Here is a 16,913-nt window from a genome sequence, read left to right on the forward strand (position 1 = left end):
ATCATCTACAGCAATAGGGTTGGCAGTGGTACTTTGCACTGACAAAGGCTTGCATCAAACTGACAACAACAATCACGAGCGGAGGTAATGCATGAGCCAGACTCAAAAGACCCAGGTCGCCATTGTCGGCGGCGGACCAGCCGGCATGCTGCTGTCCATCCTGCTGCATCGCGAAGGCATCGATTCCATCGTTATCGAACGCGCCACCCGGGCGCATGTGTTAGAGCGCATTCGCGCTGGTATTTTGGAATGGAGTGCGGTCGAACTGTTGCGCCGCGCCGGCGTCAGCGAACGTATGGATAAGCAGGGTCACGCCCACAACGGCACGCGCGTCGCCTGGAAAGGCGAACGTCACCTGATGATCGATTCGTTCAAATATTCGCAGCGCAAGCTGATGGCTTACGGCCAGACGTACATCACCGAAGATCTCTACGCTGAAATGGACAAGATCGGCGGCCAGGTCTGGCACGAAGCCGAAGACGTCACCCTGCACGAGCTGACCGACAAGACGTCCTACGTCACCTTCAACAAAGACGGCAAAGCACATCGTATCGACTGTGATTTCATCGCCGGCTGCGATGGTTTCCATGGCGTGTCGCGGCGTTCCATTCCCGAATCGGTCCAGAAAACGTTTGAGAAGGTCTATCCGTTTGGCTGGCTGGGTGTGATGTCGGAAACCCCGCCGCTGGACGATCTGTGGTATGTCCAGCACGAGCGCGGCTTTGCGCTGGCGTCGCAACGCAGCCCCATGCTGAGCCGTTATTACGTTCAGTGCTCGATGGATGACAAGGTGGAAAACTGGTCGGACGACCGTTTCTGGGATGAACTGACGCAGCGCTTTCCGCCGGACATTGCCAAGCAGATCGTCACCGGACCGTCGATTGAAAAATCCATCGCGCCGCTGCGTTCGTTCGTTTCCGAGCCAATGCGCTACGGCAATCTGTTCCTCGCCGGCGACGCCGCTCATATCGTGCCGCCAACCGGCGCCAAAGGTCTGAACCTGGCCGCCAGCGACGTCTATTACCTGTGGCGCGCTCTGACCACCCACTTCAAGGAAAACAACGACAGTCTGCTGGACCGTTATTCCGAAGTGGCGCTGGCGCGGGTGTGGAAAACCGAACGCTTCAGCTGGTGGCTGACCGGCCTGCTGCACGTCTTCCCCGACCAGTTGCCGTTCGAAACCCGCGCTCAGGAAGCCGAGCTCGACAGCATCGCCGAATCGGAAGCGGGCCTTGCCTGGCTGGGTGAACAATACGGTGGTTTCCCGATTGAGGACTGGGGCTAAGTCACCCCGGGCTACGCCCTGGTGACTTAGTTTGACTCGATGTATCCAAATGCCCTTCGGCATCCCGGATTTTCGTCCGGGATGAATCAGTAAAAAGGGAGCTACCGCCCGGTGCTCCCCTTTTGTAGCTTGCGTTCTGCGTCTCCCGTCCAGCGTCTTCCGGGCGCGCGGCGCCCTAAACCCGAAACCGCCCCACCGCTGCCTGTAATTCTCCGGCAATATCCGACACATCACGCGCCGACTCCGAGGTCCGCTTCATGCTGTCACTGGCGTGCTGGGCGCGACTGTTAATGCCCTCCAGCGTCTGACTCATATCGTTAGCCACCCGGCTTTGTTCTTCTGCGGCACTGGCGACCTGGGTGTTCATATCATTGATGTCGTTGACGCTGTGCGCGATGGCTTCGAGCGCGTCACCAGCAGCACTGGCCTGCTCAGCGGCGCCACCCAGTTGGCTCTGGCTTTCACTCATGGATTCAACTGAAGCACGCGAGCCGCTTTGCAGTTTGTCGGTGGTTTCGCGAATCTGCTCGGTCGAGGCCTGGGTACGCGCCGCCAGGGTGCGCACCTCATCCGCCACCACGGCAAAGCCGCGTCCTTGTTCACCGGCCCTGGCCGCTTCGATGGCGGCGTTCAAGGCCAGCAGGTTCGTCTGTTCGGCAACACCAGTGATCACTTCCAATACTTCGGAAATTTCAGCGCTGTCCTGATCCAGCTGATGAATGCGGTTGGCGGTCTCTTCGACCTGAGAGGTCAGCCTTTGCATCGCCGAAGCCATGCGAGTGACAATTTCGCGGCCCTGTTTACTCTGGTTATTGGCATCATTGGCAGCGCTCGCGGCCTGAGAAATATTCTGGGTGACATCGGCGGCGGTGGAGGCCATTTGCTGCATGGCCGTCGCCATCTGAGAGATCTCCATTTGCTGTTCGCTGGCACTGTCGCTGCTTTCACGCGCCAGCCGAATCAAGCCTTCGGATGACTGCACCAGCCGTTTTGCTGCGGTATCGATCGAAGCCACCATCTCGGTCAAGCTGACACGCATTCGCTCCAGCGCCTTCATCGCCATGGCCAGTTCATCGCGACCCCGAACCGGCAAGGGTGAATCCAGTTTGCCGGTCGATAAATCCTCAGCGCCACCGATCATCAGCGTCAATGAGCGCTGAATGTTCACGATCACCCAAGCGGAAATCGCCAGCAAGGCAGCCAGCCCCATCAGGACGGCAAAACCCATCAACAAATTGGCGGTCTGGGAAATGGAATCTGCCTGATTTTTGACCGTCTCCGAATTGGCTTCAATCAATCCGGTCAGCACCTCCATCTGATCGGCCAATTCATCATAAACCGTGCGGAATTCAGGCAACTGCACCAGCCCGGCCTGATAGGAACGACCGGCCAGCTCGACCATCTCTTCAGCGGTGGCGATATAGGTTTGCAGCGCAGGCAACACCGCCTCCAACGCAGCCAGTGTCTGGGGGTCCTGGATCAGCTGTTGATTGGCATCCAGCTGCGCCCGGAAATTGGCGGCGTGTTCGGCCAGATCGTCCTGAGCCGTTTGCAGACCGGCATTATCGCCCGACTGACTGGCCACCAGCGCCGCCATCACATCGGAGCTCAGGGCATCGTGCATCATGTCCGCAGTCAGATGATGACTAAGGATGGAGGTATTGCCGAGCATGCGCTCGGCAGCGTTATCGAGTCGATTAATGCCGGTAAAACCCGACACACCCGTCAGTACCAGTGCCAGCACAGCGGTCAATGCCAATGCCAGCAGCTTGAGTTTGATGGTCATGAAACTTGTTCACTTTGCAGCCAGGGTCAACTGACTGTAGCGGCGCTTTTGAACAAGAGCGTAATTTGGGTTACCAAATTTTACAGTTCGATCGGCATCGATCGTTACAGCATGACCTGCACCACCCCAACCGAACTGGTCACCAACAGCACCCAGCCCAGGCCCCGATAAAACACTCGGGAATCGGCACGCTGCAGCATCGAGTGGAAGCGCAGTCCCAACACATGACCGATCGCCGCCGCCGGCAATAAATACAACGCCGCCAGCCATTGCAGATCGACACCAAAGATCATAAAAGCACCGAGCTTGATACACACCAGCACAAACCAGAGCGCAAAGAGCGTATCGCGCAGTTGGTGACGCGCCACATGTTGCGCCGCCACGGCAATCAATAACGGCGCGCCCACCAGGGAAGCACCACTGATGTAACCGCCGAGAATAATGAACAACCACTCCAGAGGTTTGGAGGTACTGCGGAAGGGTTTATTGAGAATGTAGCTGATCGAATAACTGCCGACGATGACAAAAATAATGGCACTCATCACCGCATCGGGCAGCGTCAGCAAACCAAAGACACCGATCAGTTTTGGAATCAGCAGCAGCGCCAGCAACTTGCCCAGATAGTTCCAGTCGACCGTGCCGCCTTCAACCGGGTTATCGCTTCGGGATTGGCGATGACTTTGCCAGACCGTCAAAGAGGAAAACACCAGCAGATGAATGCCGATGATCGGCAAAAACACCACCGGCCGGTCGGCGATCAACAACAAAAACGGCAGCGACAGAGCGGCACCACCAAAACCCAGACCAGAGCGCACAAAGCCACTCCAGACAAACACCAGGGCAATCAGCCCAAGCTGCACCAAACTGAGATCGGACATCGGAAACCTCTATACAACTCGCACCGGGCTCGAGCTTGCAGAACAACACCAGGCGGCTTTATGAAAAAGAGCAGCCAGTGTAACCATTGGTCGCGGTTTGTCAGCCGCGTCGACAACAAAAAACGTCTGATCTAAGCTGGCAATCAGGGAGGGGCGCCATGAAATACAGTGTGCACGTCGACATCAAACGGCCGCGGGACGAAGTGATTGAGCTTTTCGATAACCCCGACCACCTGCCGAAATGGCAACCCGACCTGATCGAACTGGAACCGATCGCGGGCATTCCCGGCCAGCCCGACAGCCAACTGCGGCTGGTTTATCGAATGGGCGGGCGCGAACTGGAAATGATCGAAACCGTCGTCGAGCGCAAGCTGCCAGAGCGTATCGCTATGCGTTTTGAAACCACCGGCATGACCAATCAAATGGTCAATCGTTTCGAGGATATGGGCGACACCACGCGCTGGCACGCTGACAATGAATTTATCGGCACTGGCTGGATGAAACTGATGACCTGGTTTTTACCCGGCGCCTTTCGCAAGGAATCGCTGAAAACGATGCGGCGCTTTAAAAAATTCGTAGAAGACGGCGTTCACAACGACCACTGAATTCGCCACGCCCTTATCGAGTTACTCTGTTTCCGAGGGTGACGCTGTGGTCTCTTCATCCTGGCCCAAACCGGTGGCAATGGATTCGGGCAATTTACGCCGCACCGAAGCCCCCAGCTCCTCCAATACTTCCACCTGCCGTACCAGCGATCCACGACCATCACGCAACGAACTCCAGGCGTCATCGTAGGTGCGTTGAGCCGTACCCAGCTGGTTGCCGAGCTTTTCCATCTTCTCGGCAAAGATGCGCAGTTTGTCGTAAACCTTGCCCGCCTGATCAAAGAGTTTTTTGGCGTTGACGTTTTGCCGCTCCAAGGTCCAGAGGTTGGCCACGGTGCGCAATGTTGCCAATAAGGTGGTTGGGGTAACTACGACGATGTTGCGTTCAAAACCTTCGTTAAACAGTTGCGGGTCAGCCTGGAAAGCAGCAATAAAAGCTGGCTCGACCGGCATAAACATCAGCACAAAATCCGGCGCTTTCATGCCTTCAAGATGCGGATAATCCTTATCGCTCAAGGCGCGAATATGTTGCCGAACCGACCCAATATGACGTTTCAGCGCAGCATCACGTTCGAGATCTTCTTCGGCGCTGACGTATTGCTGATAGTCGTTCAGCGAAACTTTAGAATCGATGATCAGGTGTTTACCATCGGGCAGGTAAACGATGAAGTCGGGCCGACGGTTCTGGCCGTCTTCGTCTTTAAAATTGGCTTCACGTTCGAACTCGCGCCCGCGCTGCAAACCGGCACTTTCCAGAATGCGTTCAACCTGCAGCTCACCCCAACTGCCCTGGAGTTTTTTATCGCCGCGCAAGGCACGGGTTAGATCACCCGCCTGTTGATTGAGCTGGTTATTCATTTCCTTGAGCGAATCGAGCTGAGTTTTCAGTTCGGCGCGACCCTGGGTATCTTGCGTATGGATGTCATCAACGCGTTTGCGAAATTGCTCCACCTGCTCACGAAATGGCTTCAATAACGCATTGAGATTTTCCTGACTCTGCTCGGCAAAACGTTTGCCTTTGTGATCGAAAATTTCGTTCGCCAGATTGGAAAATTCCTGCTTCAACTGCTCTTTGTTTTCCTTCAGCAATTGAATCTGTTCTTCGTAGTGACGCGCATCGGCGCGATGCTGGGTTTCCAGGCGCGCCATCTGGTTATTGCTGTCATTTAATGCCGCTTCCAACTGTTGTAAACGGGCACGACTGGTTTCCAATTCTGCCTGCGTATCGCTGCGTTGGCGTTCGGCCATCTGGGTTTCAAAGCGCGCCTGTTGCAAGTCGCTTTGTTGTTGCTGTAGATCACGCAGCAGACGTTGCCGCACCACGGCCATGGCGCCGCCTGCGATGGCAGCACCGACCAGCGCCGACAGTAACAGCGAGGTCCACACTTCGGTTAACACCGAGCCAGTCATAAGGCGTATTCTCCTGCGATGACGAACCTGGACACTTAGGTCCAGACGCTCAAATCATTGTCGTTGTGGGGCAGTTCATCGTTGTGGTGGCAGTTGGCGCGCAGCTTGATCAGCCGTTCCCCCCAGCGGGTGTTTTCGGCCGCGAGACTGGCTTCGTCGAGTCGCCAGTCGCGGTGTTCCAGACAAACGCTGAAACCCTGTTTGGCGCGTTTTAAAGTCCAGAGTATCAGGGTGTTTTCCCAGTCCGGCGCGCCCTGAACGCACAACCATTCCAGCTGCTGATCAGGTTCTTCTTCAACCACTCGCACGGTGATGGGCGCTTCCAGATCGCTGCTGCTAAAGCGCCAGCTGTCGCCACCGGCGATACTGACCGTGCCCGACCACCAGGATTGCAGTCCGGTTCGGGTCGTCAACTGCTCCCAGATGCGCGCGGCGGGAGCGTCGATATCGACCTGATGAAACAATGTGACCATGAGCGTCCTCGGTGTTATAGCAGGCCGCACTGGCCCGCGTTTTTTGTCGGCCATATTCTGACACGTTTTGGCTGTTCAAGTCGCCCGGCCAGCACTAAGGTGGCCCGATCTTTTCTGTTATCGCCAGACCCACAACGCCATGCTGACACTGACCCCCGAAGCGTCGCTCAATCGCCTGCCGGTGGCGCTGGCGAATGAGCCCATACGACCAGCGCGACACTGGGTTTCTACGCAGGCACTCAACGGCCTGATGCTGGAAGAAGACCCCGGCGATGAACGTTCGGTGCGGCAGTTCCTGCGCACCTTTGATAGCGATCAAGCCAGCGACGCCCGCATCCTCGCACGCTATGCCGAGCGGTTAACGACCGTGCTAAAAACCGCCTTGCGCGCCGACTATTGGCTGGCTGGCAGCGAGTTCCAACAAGCTTATGCACGCTATTGGCAACGCTGTCAGCGTCTGGTGCTCGGCGGTGGTTTGAGCAGCGGTGCCTTTGGCCAGGCGCTCACCGCCGCACTGACCGGTCAATTGGAGGGTCGTGAACTGGCGCTGTCGCCTTATGGTGGTCAAACCGGCCTGGTCGGTCTGACCACACTCTGGCACGAGCCGTCGCCGTTACTGGTGATGGATTTTGGCGCCACCGGCATCAAGCGCGGTCTGGTCGATGCGCAGGGTAACTTGCACAGCCTGCCGGAGTTGACTGTCGATCATTGGTTAAACGATGACGGCCTGTTTCGCGCCGAGGCTTTTATCGCTGTGTTGCGCGACAGCCGCACTCTGGTTGGTGCGGCCCTGCCGACGGCCATCAGCCTGGCGTGCTATATGAAAGATGGTCAGCCTTACGACTATCATTCCGGCGTTTATCATCGACTCGTTGAAGACAGCCCGCATCTGGCGGGCAGTTTGAATCAGCACTGGTTGCCCGAGGCCGGTCTCGGCCGCTTGGTCACTTTGCTGCACGACAGCAGCGCTGCGGCTCTGGCTTTTCCTGCTTCGGTGCCGGCCATCATGGTGACGCTGGGCACCGGCCTCGGAGTAGGTTTGTGCCCTCTCATTGCTGAGCAACACACCGACTGAGCCAGCGGTCGCTGCGTCACGAGCTGGCTTTGCGGTATGCTGAGCGCCTAAGCCACTCATGCTCAGGCAACAAGGATTGCGAAGTGCCGCTGGATTCCAACCTCTTCTTATTGATCGCCGGCCTGCTGGTGTTGATCGGCATTCTGGCCAGCACCCTGACGGTTCGTCTCGGGCTGCCGTTTCTGCTGCTGTTTCTGGCTATCGGCATGCTGGCCGGCGAAGACGGCCTCGGCGGTATTCCGTTCGACGATTTCGATCAGGCCTTTCTGGTTGGCAATCTGGCGCTGGCCATCATTCTGCTCGATGGCGGTATGCGCACCAAGACCTCGACGTTCCGCGCCGCCTTCTGGCCGTCATTGTCGCTGGCGACCATCGGCGTGGTGTTGACCGCCAGCGCTTTGGGGCTTTTCGCCACCTGGCTGCTCGATGTGAATCCTTTGTTCGGACTGTTGCTCGGAGCCATCGTCGGTTCCACCGATGCGGCTGCGGTTTTTAATCTGCTGCGCAATTCCGGCATTCGCCTAAACGAACGCGTCGGCGGGACTCTGGAGCTGGAATCTGGTGCCAACGATCCGATGGCGATTCTGCTGGTGATCGTCATCGTCGATCTGATTCAGGGCGAGGCGCAACTGTCCTGGCTGCCGCTGCTGACTTTGCTGACGCAGCAATTTGCCCTCGGGGCACTGATTGGTGTCGGTGGCGGTTGGTTGCTGGTGCGGCTGGTCCAGCATCTGCGTCTGGCCGACGGTCTGCAGGCGTTGTTGGTGGTGTCTTTCGGGCTGGTGGTGTTCGCCGGTGTTAACCGCCTTGGTGGCAGTGGTTATCTGGCGGTCTATCTGGTCGGTCTAATGCTCGGTAATGTGCGTACCGGGCCTTCTGAGCCGGTGTCGCAAATTATGGATGGCCTGGCCTGGCTGGCTCAGGCCGGTATGTTTTTGATCCTCGGTTTATTAGTCGCGCCCAATGAGGTGTTTTACTTCGCGCCAACCGCTGGCGCCATCGCGGCTTTTTTGATTCTGATCGCCCGGCCGCTGGCGGTCATGCTGTGTCTGCTGCCGTTTCGCTTTCAGTGGCGCGAACGTTTCTATATCAGTTGGGTGGGCCTGCGTGGCGCCGTGCCCATTGTGCTGGCGGTTTATCCGGTGATGGCCGGGCTGTCGAACGCCCAATATATTTTTAATGTGACCTTCGCCGTGGTGCTGGTGTCCCTGCTGGTGCAGGGTTCGACCGTGCCGTTGATGGCGCGTTGGCTGAAGGTGCTGATTCCGCCGGCACCGGCGCCGGCGAAACGACATCGGCTGGTATCGGGCGATCAAATCACGCTGGAGGTTGATGAGTTTCGCGTCGAGCCCGAGTCTCCGGTGTTATCGCCGCTGTTTCGAGTCGGCGAGGACAACCCCATCAATCCTGCGATGATGGCGCTGGTGCGCGATGGCCGGCCGTTGCCGCTCGATGGCAAGGTCGAGCTGCATGCCGGCGACCGTGTCTGGATGTTGCTGCGCAGTGAAGACGTCGATGATGTTGCCAGTCAGTTTTCCAGCGAAACCCAGGGCGGCCTGCTGGCCAGCAACAACTTTTATGGCGAATTCGTGTTGCACCCCGATGCTCAGTTGACCGATCTGGCCAGCGCCTATGGTTTGAGCATTGATGACGCCGAACGGCAGCTGACGGTCGCCGGTTTGCTGCACCAGCGGTTGGGGCGGCATCCGGTGGTCGGTGATCGCACTCGTCTTGGCGCGGTTCGGCTGACTATCCGTCAAATGACTGGCGATCGCATTGAAACGGTGGGTTTGAAATTGTTACCGAAGAACCTCTAAGTAACTCGCTCAAGCCTCTGCACGAGTTATTTAAGGCTCCCTGTGGTCACTAGGCCACAGTTGTCTATACTCAATGGTCTATGTTCATGATCGGATGCCGACCATGCCCGCCCTGAGTCTGGTCCTCGCCATTGTTTTACTGGGCAGCACATTTTTCAGCTCGGTTTTGTGGGTCGATGTCGTTCTGGCATTGGCGGCATTGCTGTGTGTCGTCCTGTCGATCTGGCGCGGTCGCCGCAGCCAGATGCTGCTAAAACTGGCGTTGCTGGCGGCGGTTCCTGTGGTACCGATGACCACCTGGCTCGAAGGTCTGATGCTCGAGCTGCAACTCAGTTCCCGTCAGGCCGAGTTAAGCGATGATCTGAATGTCATCGCCAAGCGCGTCGAAAGTCAGCTGGTGGTCAATCGCAGTCATCTCGACGCCGTTACTTTACTGGTCGCTAATTCTGTTGATATCAACCAGGCCGACTACCAACGTTGGCTCACCTATCTGATTCCAGCCCAGAACTACACCTACCTGAACATCGCCATCACCGACGATCTGATCATCACCCACGTTTATCCGCTGTCGGCACACAACCTGAACATACTGGGCATGGACATGCGTACCGTGCCAGAGCAGCGCGCGGCCATCGAAGAGGTCATGCAACAACAGCGTCCACTGGTAGTAGGACCCATCGAGACGTTGCAAGGCGATGAAGCGCTGATTTATCGGCTTCCGGTCCCAGGGCGGCAGGGCATGATTGTTTCCGGTGTACTGTCACTCGATCGTTTGTTATCCCGCGCGGCACTGGCCGGCTCACGCATCAATTTGCAACTGACGCTCAAGCGCGGCGAGCAGAGTCATCAACTGCTCTCCGGCGGCGAACTTGGAGCACAGGCGGTGCAGGCGCGCTTCTTCCATTCCGGCTTTGACTGGCAATTCCGGGCCGAACCCGAACAGGGTTTCGCGCCATCGGTCTGGGCATCCTGGGGTGCCCGCGCAGTGGGGCTGGTGCTGTGGGGTTTTCTGTTTGGCGTCATCGGCTGGCAACACCGTCTGATGCGCGTGCGTGACCGCGAACGCCTGCGCCTCAAAGCCCAGGAGAAAGAACTGCTCGAAGCCCAGCGTCTGGGACGATTGGGCTCCTGGACCACCGACGATTACCGCCGTTTTTCGCTGTCATCGCCGCTGGCTGAAATGCTCGGTACCGAGCGCGAATGTCTGACTGACAAACAGATTCTTGGGTTTATCTACGAACCTGACCGGGAATACGTCTTATCGCATCTGCGTTTTGTACGCTCTGGCGAAGCCGGTTTCACCCGTTTGGAACATCGCGTCATGACCGATGAAGCGCTGATCTGGGTGGAACACAGTCTGGCAATGAATACCGACGGCGAAATTTCCGGCATGGTGCGGGATATTACCGAGATCAAATCCACCGAAGCCGAGCTGAAAAAGCTCGCCTATTACGACTCCCTGACCGGAGCATCCAACCGCAATTTTTTCAGCAAGCAGGTGCAGCAGGCGATCAGTTTGTCGCGCCGGCATGGCAATCATCTGGCGCTGATCATTATCGATCTGGATAACTTCAAAGCCATCAATTCCAGTTACGGTCACTCCATCGGCGATGAAGTGCTCAAGGTAACGACCGATCGTCTGGCTCGCTGCATACGGCGCAGCGACAGCATTGCGCGCCTGTCCGGCGACCGCTTCGCCGCCTGTCTGCAAAACCTCAAAGACCCGAGCCATGCCATCTTCGTGGCCGATACCATCCTCAAATCAATTTCCGAGGCTCTGGAGTTGGATGATCGACGCATCAGTCTGACGGCCACTCTGGGCATCGCCACCTGCCCGGAAGACGATCAGGACTACGAAGGCCTGGTGAAAAAAGCCGAGATGGCGTTGCAAAAAGCCAAGGAAGTGGAGCGTGGTTTTTATCAGTTTTATTCCGATCAACTGAACCTGGAAAACGATCGTCGTCAGGAAGTCATGCGACTGTTGCCCAACGCCCTCAACAACAACGAATTCCATCTGGTGTTGCAGCCACGGGTATCGAGTGTTGACGGTCACTGGTCGAGCATCGAAGTGTTACTGCGCTGGGAAAGTGAGGTACTGGGTTTTGTATCGCCCGCGGAATTTATTCCTCTGGCCGAAGGCAGCCACCTGATTGTCGATATCGGCAATTGGGTAATACGTGAAGCCTTGACGCAGTTCGCCACCAACCTGGATCGATTCGACCCGGACATGGTGATTTCCATCAACCTGTCACCGCGCCAGCTCGAACACGCCGATCTGGTGCGTTATGTTGCCGCCGAAGTACAGATGTCCGGTGTACCCGCCGAACGCGTGGAGTTTGAAATCACCGAACATTCGGTCACCGAAGAATCCGATACCACCCTGAGCACCTTAACCGACCTTTCTGCCATGGGCATTCGCTTTGCCATGGACGATTTTGGTACCGGTTATTCCAATCTTGGCATGCTGCAATCACTGCCGTTGTCGGTGCTTAAAATCGATAAACGTTTTGTGCAAAACCTGGGCGCCGGCGGCAAACATCTGGAACTGGTGCGCGCCATCATCAACCTCGGTCATACACTGGGGTTGAGTGTGGTGGCCGAAGGCGTGGAAACCGAACAGGAAGTCAGAATGCTGACCAGTCTGGGCTGTGATGAATTGCAGGGCTTCCATTTTTATCGTCCGCAGCGGCTGGAAACGCTGTTGTCCCGGCCAGAGAAAACCACCGTCTGATGAGCAGCCAGGACTCCGTTATTCAAGCGGTTCAACGCTGGGTTGAACGTTTGGTCGTCGGCGAAAACCTCTGTCCTTTTGCCAAACGCGAGCTGGTGCGCGACCGGGTGCGTTTCGTGCATTCGAGCGCCACCAACGAAGCCGATTTGCTGTTGGATCTGGACGCCGAATTAAACCGCTTGCTGGCGGACGCTGAAGTGGAAACCACCTTGTTGATTCATCCCCAGGTGCTGGAGGATTTTCTCGACTTCAATAATTTTCTCGACCAGGCCGATGCGCTCTTGCGTCATAAAAAACTCGAGGGTGAATTTCAGATCGCAAGTTTTCATCCCGCTTACCAGTTTGCCGGCACCGAGCCGGACGACGCCGAAAATTACACCAATCGTTCGCCCTACCCGGTGCTGCATTTATTGCGCGAAGCATCGCTGGAAGACGCCATTGAACGCTATCCGGATACCGCCGATATTCCCGAGCGCAATATCGCCCGCATGGAAGCCATGGGCGTGACCAGACTGCAACAGATCCTGGCCAATTGCCTGAGTTAAACCGCGCTTTATTCCAGCGATTCGCGTGGCATAGCCGGCGTTCGTTTACCCGCCTGAAGCAAGGTCAGCGCCACGCCAACGACCACACAGAGGATGCCCAGCCACTGCACCGGCAACACCGCCTGGTGCAACACAAAGAGAGTTAACAGGGCGTTAAATAACGGCGCCGTGGTCATCATCAAACCGGCAATGCTGGGGTTGCCATGACTGACGGCTTTAATCCAGGAAAAGTACGCCACCAGCGATGGGAAAATTGCCACATAAAGCACGGCCCACCAGGCCGAGCCCGTTGGTAACAAAGCCGTATCAGTGAACCAGCCACTGAGCCAGAAAGGCACAATAAAACAGCTGCCGCTGCCAATCAGAAAGGTCAGCAAACCCAGTCCATTGACTTCATGCGTCGGTACCGATTTCAGCAGCACCGAGTAACAGGACCAACCCAGCAACCCCAGAATAAACAGCAGGTCACCGCGCCAGCTTTGCTCATCCAGACTCAGACCCTGGCCACGCGTCAGCACCAGATAAGCGCCGACCACCGCGATCAGGGCGGTCAGCCACTGACCGATGCTCAGACGACCCTGACCCAGCCAACCGGACAGAATAAAAATCATCACCGGCATCAGTGCCGTCAGCGCGCCGATGTTCACCGGCTGGGTGTATTCCAGCGCCCAATACTGGAAGCTGTTAAAGAGTGTCACGCTGAGGATGGATAGCACCACCAGACGCCGCCAATGCAGGCGATACCAGGACCACTGACGACGCAAAAACGGCACACCGAAGGGCGCAATAAACAGCAGCGCCAGCCACCAGCGAAATTGCGACAGCGTAAAAGCAGGAACGGAACTGACGGCCAGTTTGCCGACAATGGCATTGGTCGCCCAGAAAAAATTGGCCAGGACGGCAAAGCCGACCGCCACCAGAATGGCGCGATAAGACACTGTGACCTCGGTTGTTATTGTTAGAAAGCGTTACTTTCTTAAAATAATTATTAGGCGAATCGAGGCCTGGCAGTGTCCGGCTTTAAGGTCAGGTGCGCAAGCGGCTGGCTGGAACGGTGCGATCTGCGTCAGTCAGCGGTGGCCTGGCGTAACTCCGCCGCCGCATCCTGCAAGGCATCGGCAACCTCACTCAGGGTCGCCAACCGACCGGTCATCGATTCCACCGTGGCCAACGAGGTGGCACTGCTGTTATTTAATTCGGCGCCACCGGCCGCCAGCGACTGCATTTCGCTGGCAACCCGACCGAGTTGCTCTTCCAGTTCGGCAAAGCGTTCGCGCATTAAGGCAACCTGGTCGGCCACCGCCTGCACCCGCTGCTGGCTGTCTTCACTCTGGCTGATGCCAAGGGCAATACGTTCGCCGCTTTCATTGAGCAGATCGCGGATTTCGTTAGCCGAGGTATCGGAACTGAGTGACAGCGCGCGCACCTCGTCAGCCACGACCGCAAAACCCCGACCGTGTTCACCGGCGCGCGCCGCTTCGATGGAGGCATTCAACGCCAGCAGGTTAGTACGGGCAGCAATATCACTGATCGCCTGAGAAGCTTCTTCGATGCGCTCGTTACTGGTCTTAATGGCCGACATTTCCGCCACCAGTTCGGCCACCAGTTGCTGCGTCTGGTCGGACTGTTGGCGCGTCGCATCCAATGAAGTGCCGACCTGCGCCAGCGTCTGACCACTGACCGTCATGATCTCATCGACCCGCGCCAGACTGTCCGCCAGTTGTTGACTGAGACTGGCCTGACGGCCGCTGACATCGTTCAGTTCGGTCGATTCCTGATTCACCTGAGTACGCACCGAGGCCAACTCCGCCGTGGCATCGACCAAGCGCGTGCTGACATCGCGAGTGCGTTCAACCACCCGGCTCATGCGACCGCTGGCGGCTTCCAGCCGATCGCTTTGTTCACTGGCGGCGACTTCCGCGGCGCGCGCATCGTCGACCGCCTGCAAGGTAATGCGCTGCATATAAGCCTGGCCGACCCAGATCATCAGCACCGGCAACAGGTAACCCACAACGATGTCGCGGTTCAGATCGCTGCCGCTCAGCGGCGGTTCGGGAAACTCATGCCCGCCCAGCTTCAGCCACACAAAGAAGCCGGCAAAGCCAAGCATCAGCAACGACCAGACCGAACCCCACAAAGGATTGGTCATCATATAGGCGAGCACGATCAGCGTGACCAGCCAGAGCAGATACTGCGAGTCAATGCCACCAAACAGATAGGCGGAAAACAGCGCGTGTGTCGCCATACCGGCAATGGCCAGGTTCGAGCCCAGCACCACCGAAAAACCGGCGCGCACCAGCCAGGGCACAGGCAAGACCAGCAGCATCAAAATTACCGCCGTCACCTGAAGGCCGGCCACATCGAACGCCCGCCACTTAAGCAACGAATAGAGCCCGACCAGCAAAGCCAGAAAACAGAACGCCACCACCGCTTTTTCGCGAACCAGATCGCCGTCGCGCCGGGGCAGAAACCAACGCACCATGTCGGCCTCCATCAATAAGGGATCGGCATTGTACCGGCAGCATCCGGCCGAAACTTAGGCTTGGATGGTCACTGTGTCGCTGAGCTCAAAGATGCGGCTTTTCGAACACCGCTCGCACTTTACTTAATCGATTTAGCAAACTAAGGTTCCGGCCGAATCAGCGGAGGCTTCGGCACACTTATGAACAACCAGGTACAACTGATTACTTACATCGACCGCCTCAGTGGCGGCGACCTCAAGGCATTGCAGACGTTGCTGCAAGGTCCGTTAAATCAACTCTTTGGTGGCATTCATTTGCTGCCGTTTTATACGCCCATCGATGGTGCCGATGCCGGTTTCGATCCAGACGATCATCTGACCGTCGATCCACGCCTGGGCGACTGGTCTGACGTTAAAACGCTGAGTCAGACCACGCCGGTGATGGCCGACCTGATCGTCAATCATCTGTCCAGCCGTTCACCCCAGTTTCTCGATGTGCAGACCAAAGGTCGCGACAGTCAGTGGCACGACCTGTTTCTGAGTTATGACAGAGTCTTTCCCGAAGGCGCGACAGAAGCTCAACTGACGGCCATCTATCGACCGCGCCCCAGTCTGCCCTGGACGCCTTATGTGCTCGGCGGCGAGAAGCGCCTGCTGTGGACCACCTTTACCCCGCAGCAATTGGACATCGATGTCGAATCCGAAGCGGGCTGGCACTATTTAACCGCCATTCTCGATCGTTTCCGTGACGGCGGGGTGTCGATGATCCGTCTGGATGCCGCCGGTTACGCCATCAAGCGCGCCGGTACGCGCTGCTTTATGTTGCCGGAGACGTTCGACTTTATTCATCGGCTGAGTGAAGCCGCCGACGAGCGCGGCATGGAAACCCTGGTCGAGATTCACAGCCACTACCAAACCCAGATCGACATCGCCGAACGCGTCGGCCGCGTCTACGACTTCGCCTTGCCGCCGTTGATTCTGCACGCGCTCTTTACCGGCGAAGCAAAACCGCTGGCCAACTGGCTGAAAATTTCGCCGCGCAACTGCATCACCGTGCTCGATACCCACGATGGCATCGGGGTGATGGACGTCGGCGCCGATGGCGACAAGCCGGGTCTGCTTGCACCAGAGGCCATCGATCAACTGGTGGAAACCATTCATCAGCGCAGCCAGGGCGAAAGCCGACTGGCCACCGGCGCGGCGGCCTCTAATCTCGACCTCTATCAGGTCAACTGCACCTACTACGCCGCCCTGGGCGAACGCGATGTCGACTATCTGATCGCCCGTGCCGTGCAGTTTTTCGCGCCCGGCGTGCCTCAGGTTTACTACACCGGTCTGCTGGCCGGCGGCAACGATCTGGATCTGCTCAAACAAACCAGCGTCGGTCGTGACATTAACCGCCACTATTATCAGCCCGATGAAGTGGCGTCTGAACTGAACCGGCCCGTGGTGCAGCAACTGCTGGATTTGATCCGGCTGCGCAATACCCACCCTGCCTTTGCAGGCTCTTTTGATCTGGATCAGCCAACATCGTCTAAACTGCGGTTAGCGTGGTCACAAGGCGAGCAGCGTTTGACCCTGGAGGTCGACTTCGAACAACCCGCCGCTCGCATTGTTGAAGGCCGTTCGGAAACACCTTTGATGAGTTGGTCCGCCAACTGATCGGGGCACGTTTGAGTTCAGTCCGCGTTCATTAGCGGCAACTAGGCTCAAAACGCAGCAAGGTTGTTAGTGTTCGGTTCGTTTGTTACCCGGCGTTTAGCGCTGATGATGAATAATCAGACTAAAAAGCGGGTGACAAACGTTCTTAAACGATTAAGCTATCGACCGTGCTTTCCAAGCCCAGC

At 57.2% G+C, this 16,913-nt stretch carries 13 protein-coding genes; 7 read left to right on the top strand and 6 right to left on the bottom strand.

Going from position 1 to position 16,913, the window contains the following annotated elements; translation table 11 throughout:
• Positions 1-91: 91 nt before the first annotated feature.
• Entirely contained in the window at positions 92-1,285 is a 1,194-nt protein-coding gene (gene pobA / locus ACXAE6_RS04440) for a 4-hydroxybenzoate 3-monooxygenase (protein ID WP_475145031.1), read from the top strand.
• A 175-nt stretch (positions 1,286-1,460) separates the two neighbouring features.
• Here the strand turns inward: pobA and ACXAE6_RS04445 are convergent, their stop codons facing one another.
• Both ACXAE6_RS04445 and ACXAE6_RS04450 read right to left on the bottom strand, forming a co-directional pair.
• Positions 1,461-3,071: a methyl-accepting chemotaxis protein gene (locus ACXAE6_RS04445; RefSeq protein ID WP_475145033.1), complete on the bottom strand. Its 1,611-nt coding sequence runs from the start codon at positions 3,069-3,071 to the stop codon at positions 1,461-1,463.
• A 104-nt stretch (positions 3,072-3,175) separates the two neighbouring features.
• The gene (locus ACXAE6_RS04450) at positions 3,176-3,949 is read right to left on the bottom strand and encodes a TSUP family transporter (RefSeq protein WP_475145035.1); all 774 of its coding nucleotides are present in this window, start codon (positions 3,947-3,949) and stop codon (positions 3,176-3,178) included.
• A gap of 158 nt (positions 3,950-4,107) precedes the next feature.
• Here ACXAE6_RS04450 and ACXAE6_RS04455 point away from each other — a divergent pair, with 158 nt between their 5' ends.
• Positions 4,108-4,554 carry an SRPBCC family protein gene (locus ACXAE6_RS04455; protein WP_475145037.1) on the top strand — a complete coding sequence of 149 codons (447 nt, stop codon included), beginning with the start codon at positions 4,108-4,110 and terminating at the stop codon, positions 4,552-4,554.
• Between the two features lie 21 nt (positions 4,555-4,575).
• On the opposite strand, the gene ACXAE6_RS04460 is transcribed toward ACXAE6_RS04455, so the two are convergent.
• Both ACXAE6_RS04460 and ACXAE6_RS04465 read right to left on the bottom strand, forming a co-directional pair.
• Positions 4,576-5,964, bottom strand: a complete 1,389-nt coding sequence (locus ACXAE6_RS04460) for a DNA recombination protein RmuC (RefSeq protein ID WP_475145040.1) — start codon at positions 5,962-5,964, stop codon at positions 4,576-4,578.
• Between the two features lie 35 nt (positions 5,965-5,999).
• Positions 6,000-6,437 carry an SRPBCC domain-containing protein gene (locus ACXAE6_RS04465; protein ID WP_475145042.1) on the bottom strand — a complete coding sequence of 146 codons (438 nt, stop codon included), beginning with the start codon at positions 6,435-6,437 and terminating at the stop codon, positions 6,000-6,002.
• A 139-nt stretch (positions 6,438-6,576) separates the two neighbouring features.
• Between ACXAE6_RS04465 and ACXAE6_RS04470 the strand changes: the two genes are divergently transcribed.
• The 4 genes from ACXAE6_RS04470 (at position 6,577) to ACXAE6_RS04485 (ending at position 12,605) form a co-directional block, all read left to right on the top strand.
• Entirely contained in the window at positions 6,577-7,512 is a 936-nt protein-coding gene (locus ACXAE6_RS04470; RefSeq protein WP_475145044.1) for a hypothetical protein, read from the top strand.
• 83 nt (positions 7,513-7,595) lie between these two features.
• On the top strand, positions 7,596-9,329 hold the full coding sequence (locus ACXAE6_RS04475) for a potassium/proton antiporter (RefSeq protein WP_475145046.1): 1,734 nt from the start codon (positions 7,596-7,598) through the stop codon (positions 9,327-9,329).
• A gap of 103 nt (positions 9,330-9,432) precedes the next feature.
• A complete protein-coding gene (locus ACXAE6_RS04480) occupies positions 9,433-12,060 on the top strand; it encodes a bifunctional diguanylate cyclase/phosphodiesterase (protein WP_475145047.1) in 2,628 nt (875 codons plus the stop codon).
• Complete coding sequence (locus tag ACXAE6_RS04485; protein WP_475145049.1) at positions 12,060-12,605, top strand: DUF1415 domain-containing protein; 546 nt, start codon at positions 12,060-12,062, stop codon at positions 12,603-12,605. The genes ACXAE6_RS04480 and ACXAE6_RS04485 overlap by 1 nt, the downstream gene beginning before the upstream one ends.
• 8 nt (positions 12,606-12,613) lie before the next feature.
• Here the strand turns inward: ACXAE6_RS04485 and ACXAE6_RS04490 are convergent, their stop codons facing one another.
• Positions 12,614-13,543 (bottom strand): DMT family transporter, encoded by a 930-nt coding sequence (locus ACXAE6_RS04490; protein ID WP_475145051.1) that lies wholly within the window; start codon positions 13,541-13,543, stop codon positions 12,614-12,616.
• Between the two features lie 128 nt (positions 13,544-13,671).
• Positions 13,672-15,087 (bottom strand): methyl-accepting chemotaxis protein, encoded by a 1,416-nt coding sequence (locus tag ACXAE6_RS04495; protein ID WP_475145053.1) that lies wholly within the window; start codon positions 15,085-15,087, stop codon positions 13,672-13,674.
• Positions 15,088-15,267: 180 nt separating this feature from the next.
• Here ACXAE6_RS04495 and gtfA point away from each other — a divergent pair, with 180 nt between their 5' ends.
• Positions 15,268-16,728 carry a sucrose phosphorylase gene (gtfA, locus tag ACXAE6_RS04500; protein ID WP_475145054.1) on the top strand — a complete coding sequence of 487 codons (1,461 nt, stop codon included), beginning with the start codon at positions 15,268-15,270 and terminating at the stop codon, positions 16,726-16,728.
• Positions 16,729-16,913: the final 185 nt, after the last annotated feature.

Source organism: Saccharospirillum sp. ABV4_185, from assembly GCF_056159245.1.

Coding starts and splice junctions, on each gene's coding strand:
- pobA (WP_475145031.1), top strand. CDS start 92: ATGAGCCAGACTCAAAAGACCCAGGTCGCCATTGTCGGCGGCGGACCA.
- ACXAE6_RS04445 (WP_475145033.1), bottom strand. CDS start 3,071: ATGACCATCAAACTCAAGCTGCTGGCATTGGCATTGACCGCTGTGCTG.
- ACXAE6_RS04450 (WP_475145035.1), bottom strand. CDS start 3,949: ATGTCCGATCTCAGTTTGGTGCAGCTTGGGCTGATTGCCCTGGTGTTT.
- ACXAE6_RS04455 (WP_475145037.1), top strand. CDS start 4,108: ATGAAATACAGTGTGCACGTCGACATCAAACGGCCGCGGGACGAAGTG.
- ACXAE6_RS04460 (WP_475145040.1), bottom strand. CDS start 5,964: ATGACTGGCTCGGTGTTAACCGAAGTGTGGACCTCGCTGTTACTGTCG.
- ACXAE6_RS04465 (WP_475145042.1), bottom strand. CDS start 6,437: ATGGTCACATTGTTTCATCAGGTCGATATCGACGCTCCCGCCGCGCGC.
- ACXAE6_RS04470 (WP_475145044.1), top strand. CDS start 6,577: ATGCTGACACTGACCCCCGAAGCGTCGCTCAATCGCCTGCCGGTGGCG.
- ACXAE6_RS04480 (WP_475145047.1), top strand. CDS start 9,433: ATGCCCGCCCTGAGTCTGGTCCTCGCCATTGTTTTACTGGGCAGCACA.
- ACXAE6_RS04485 (WP_475145049.1), top strand. CDS start 12,060: ATGAGCAGCCAGGACTCCGTTATTCAAGCGGTTCAACGCTGGGTTGAA.
- ACXAE6_RS04495 (WP_475145053.1), bottom strand. CDS start 15,087: ATGGTGCGTTGGTTTCTGCCCCGGCGCGACGGCGATCTGGTTCGCGAA.
- gtfA (WP_475145054.1), top strand. CDS start 15,268: ATGAACAACCAGGTACAACTGATTACTTACATCGACCGCCTCAGTGGC.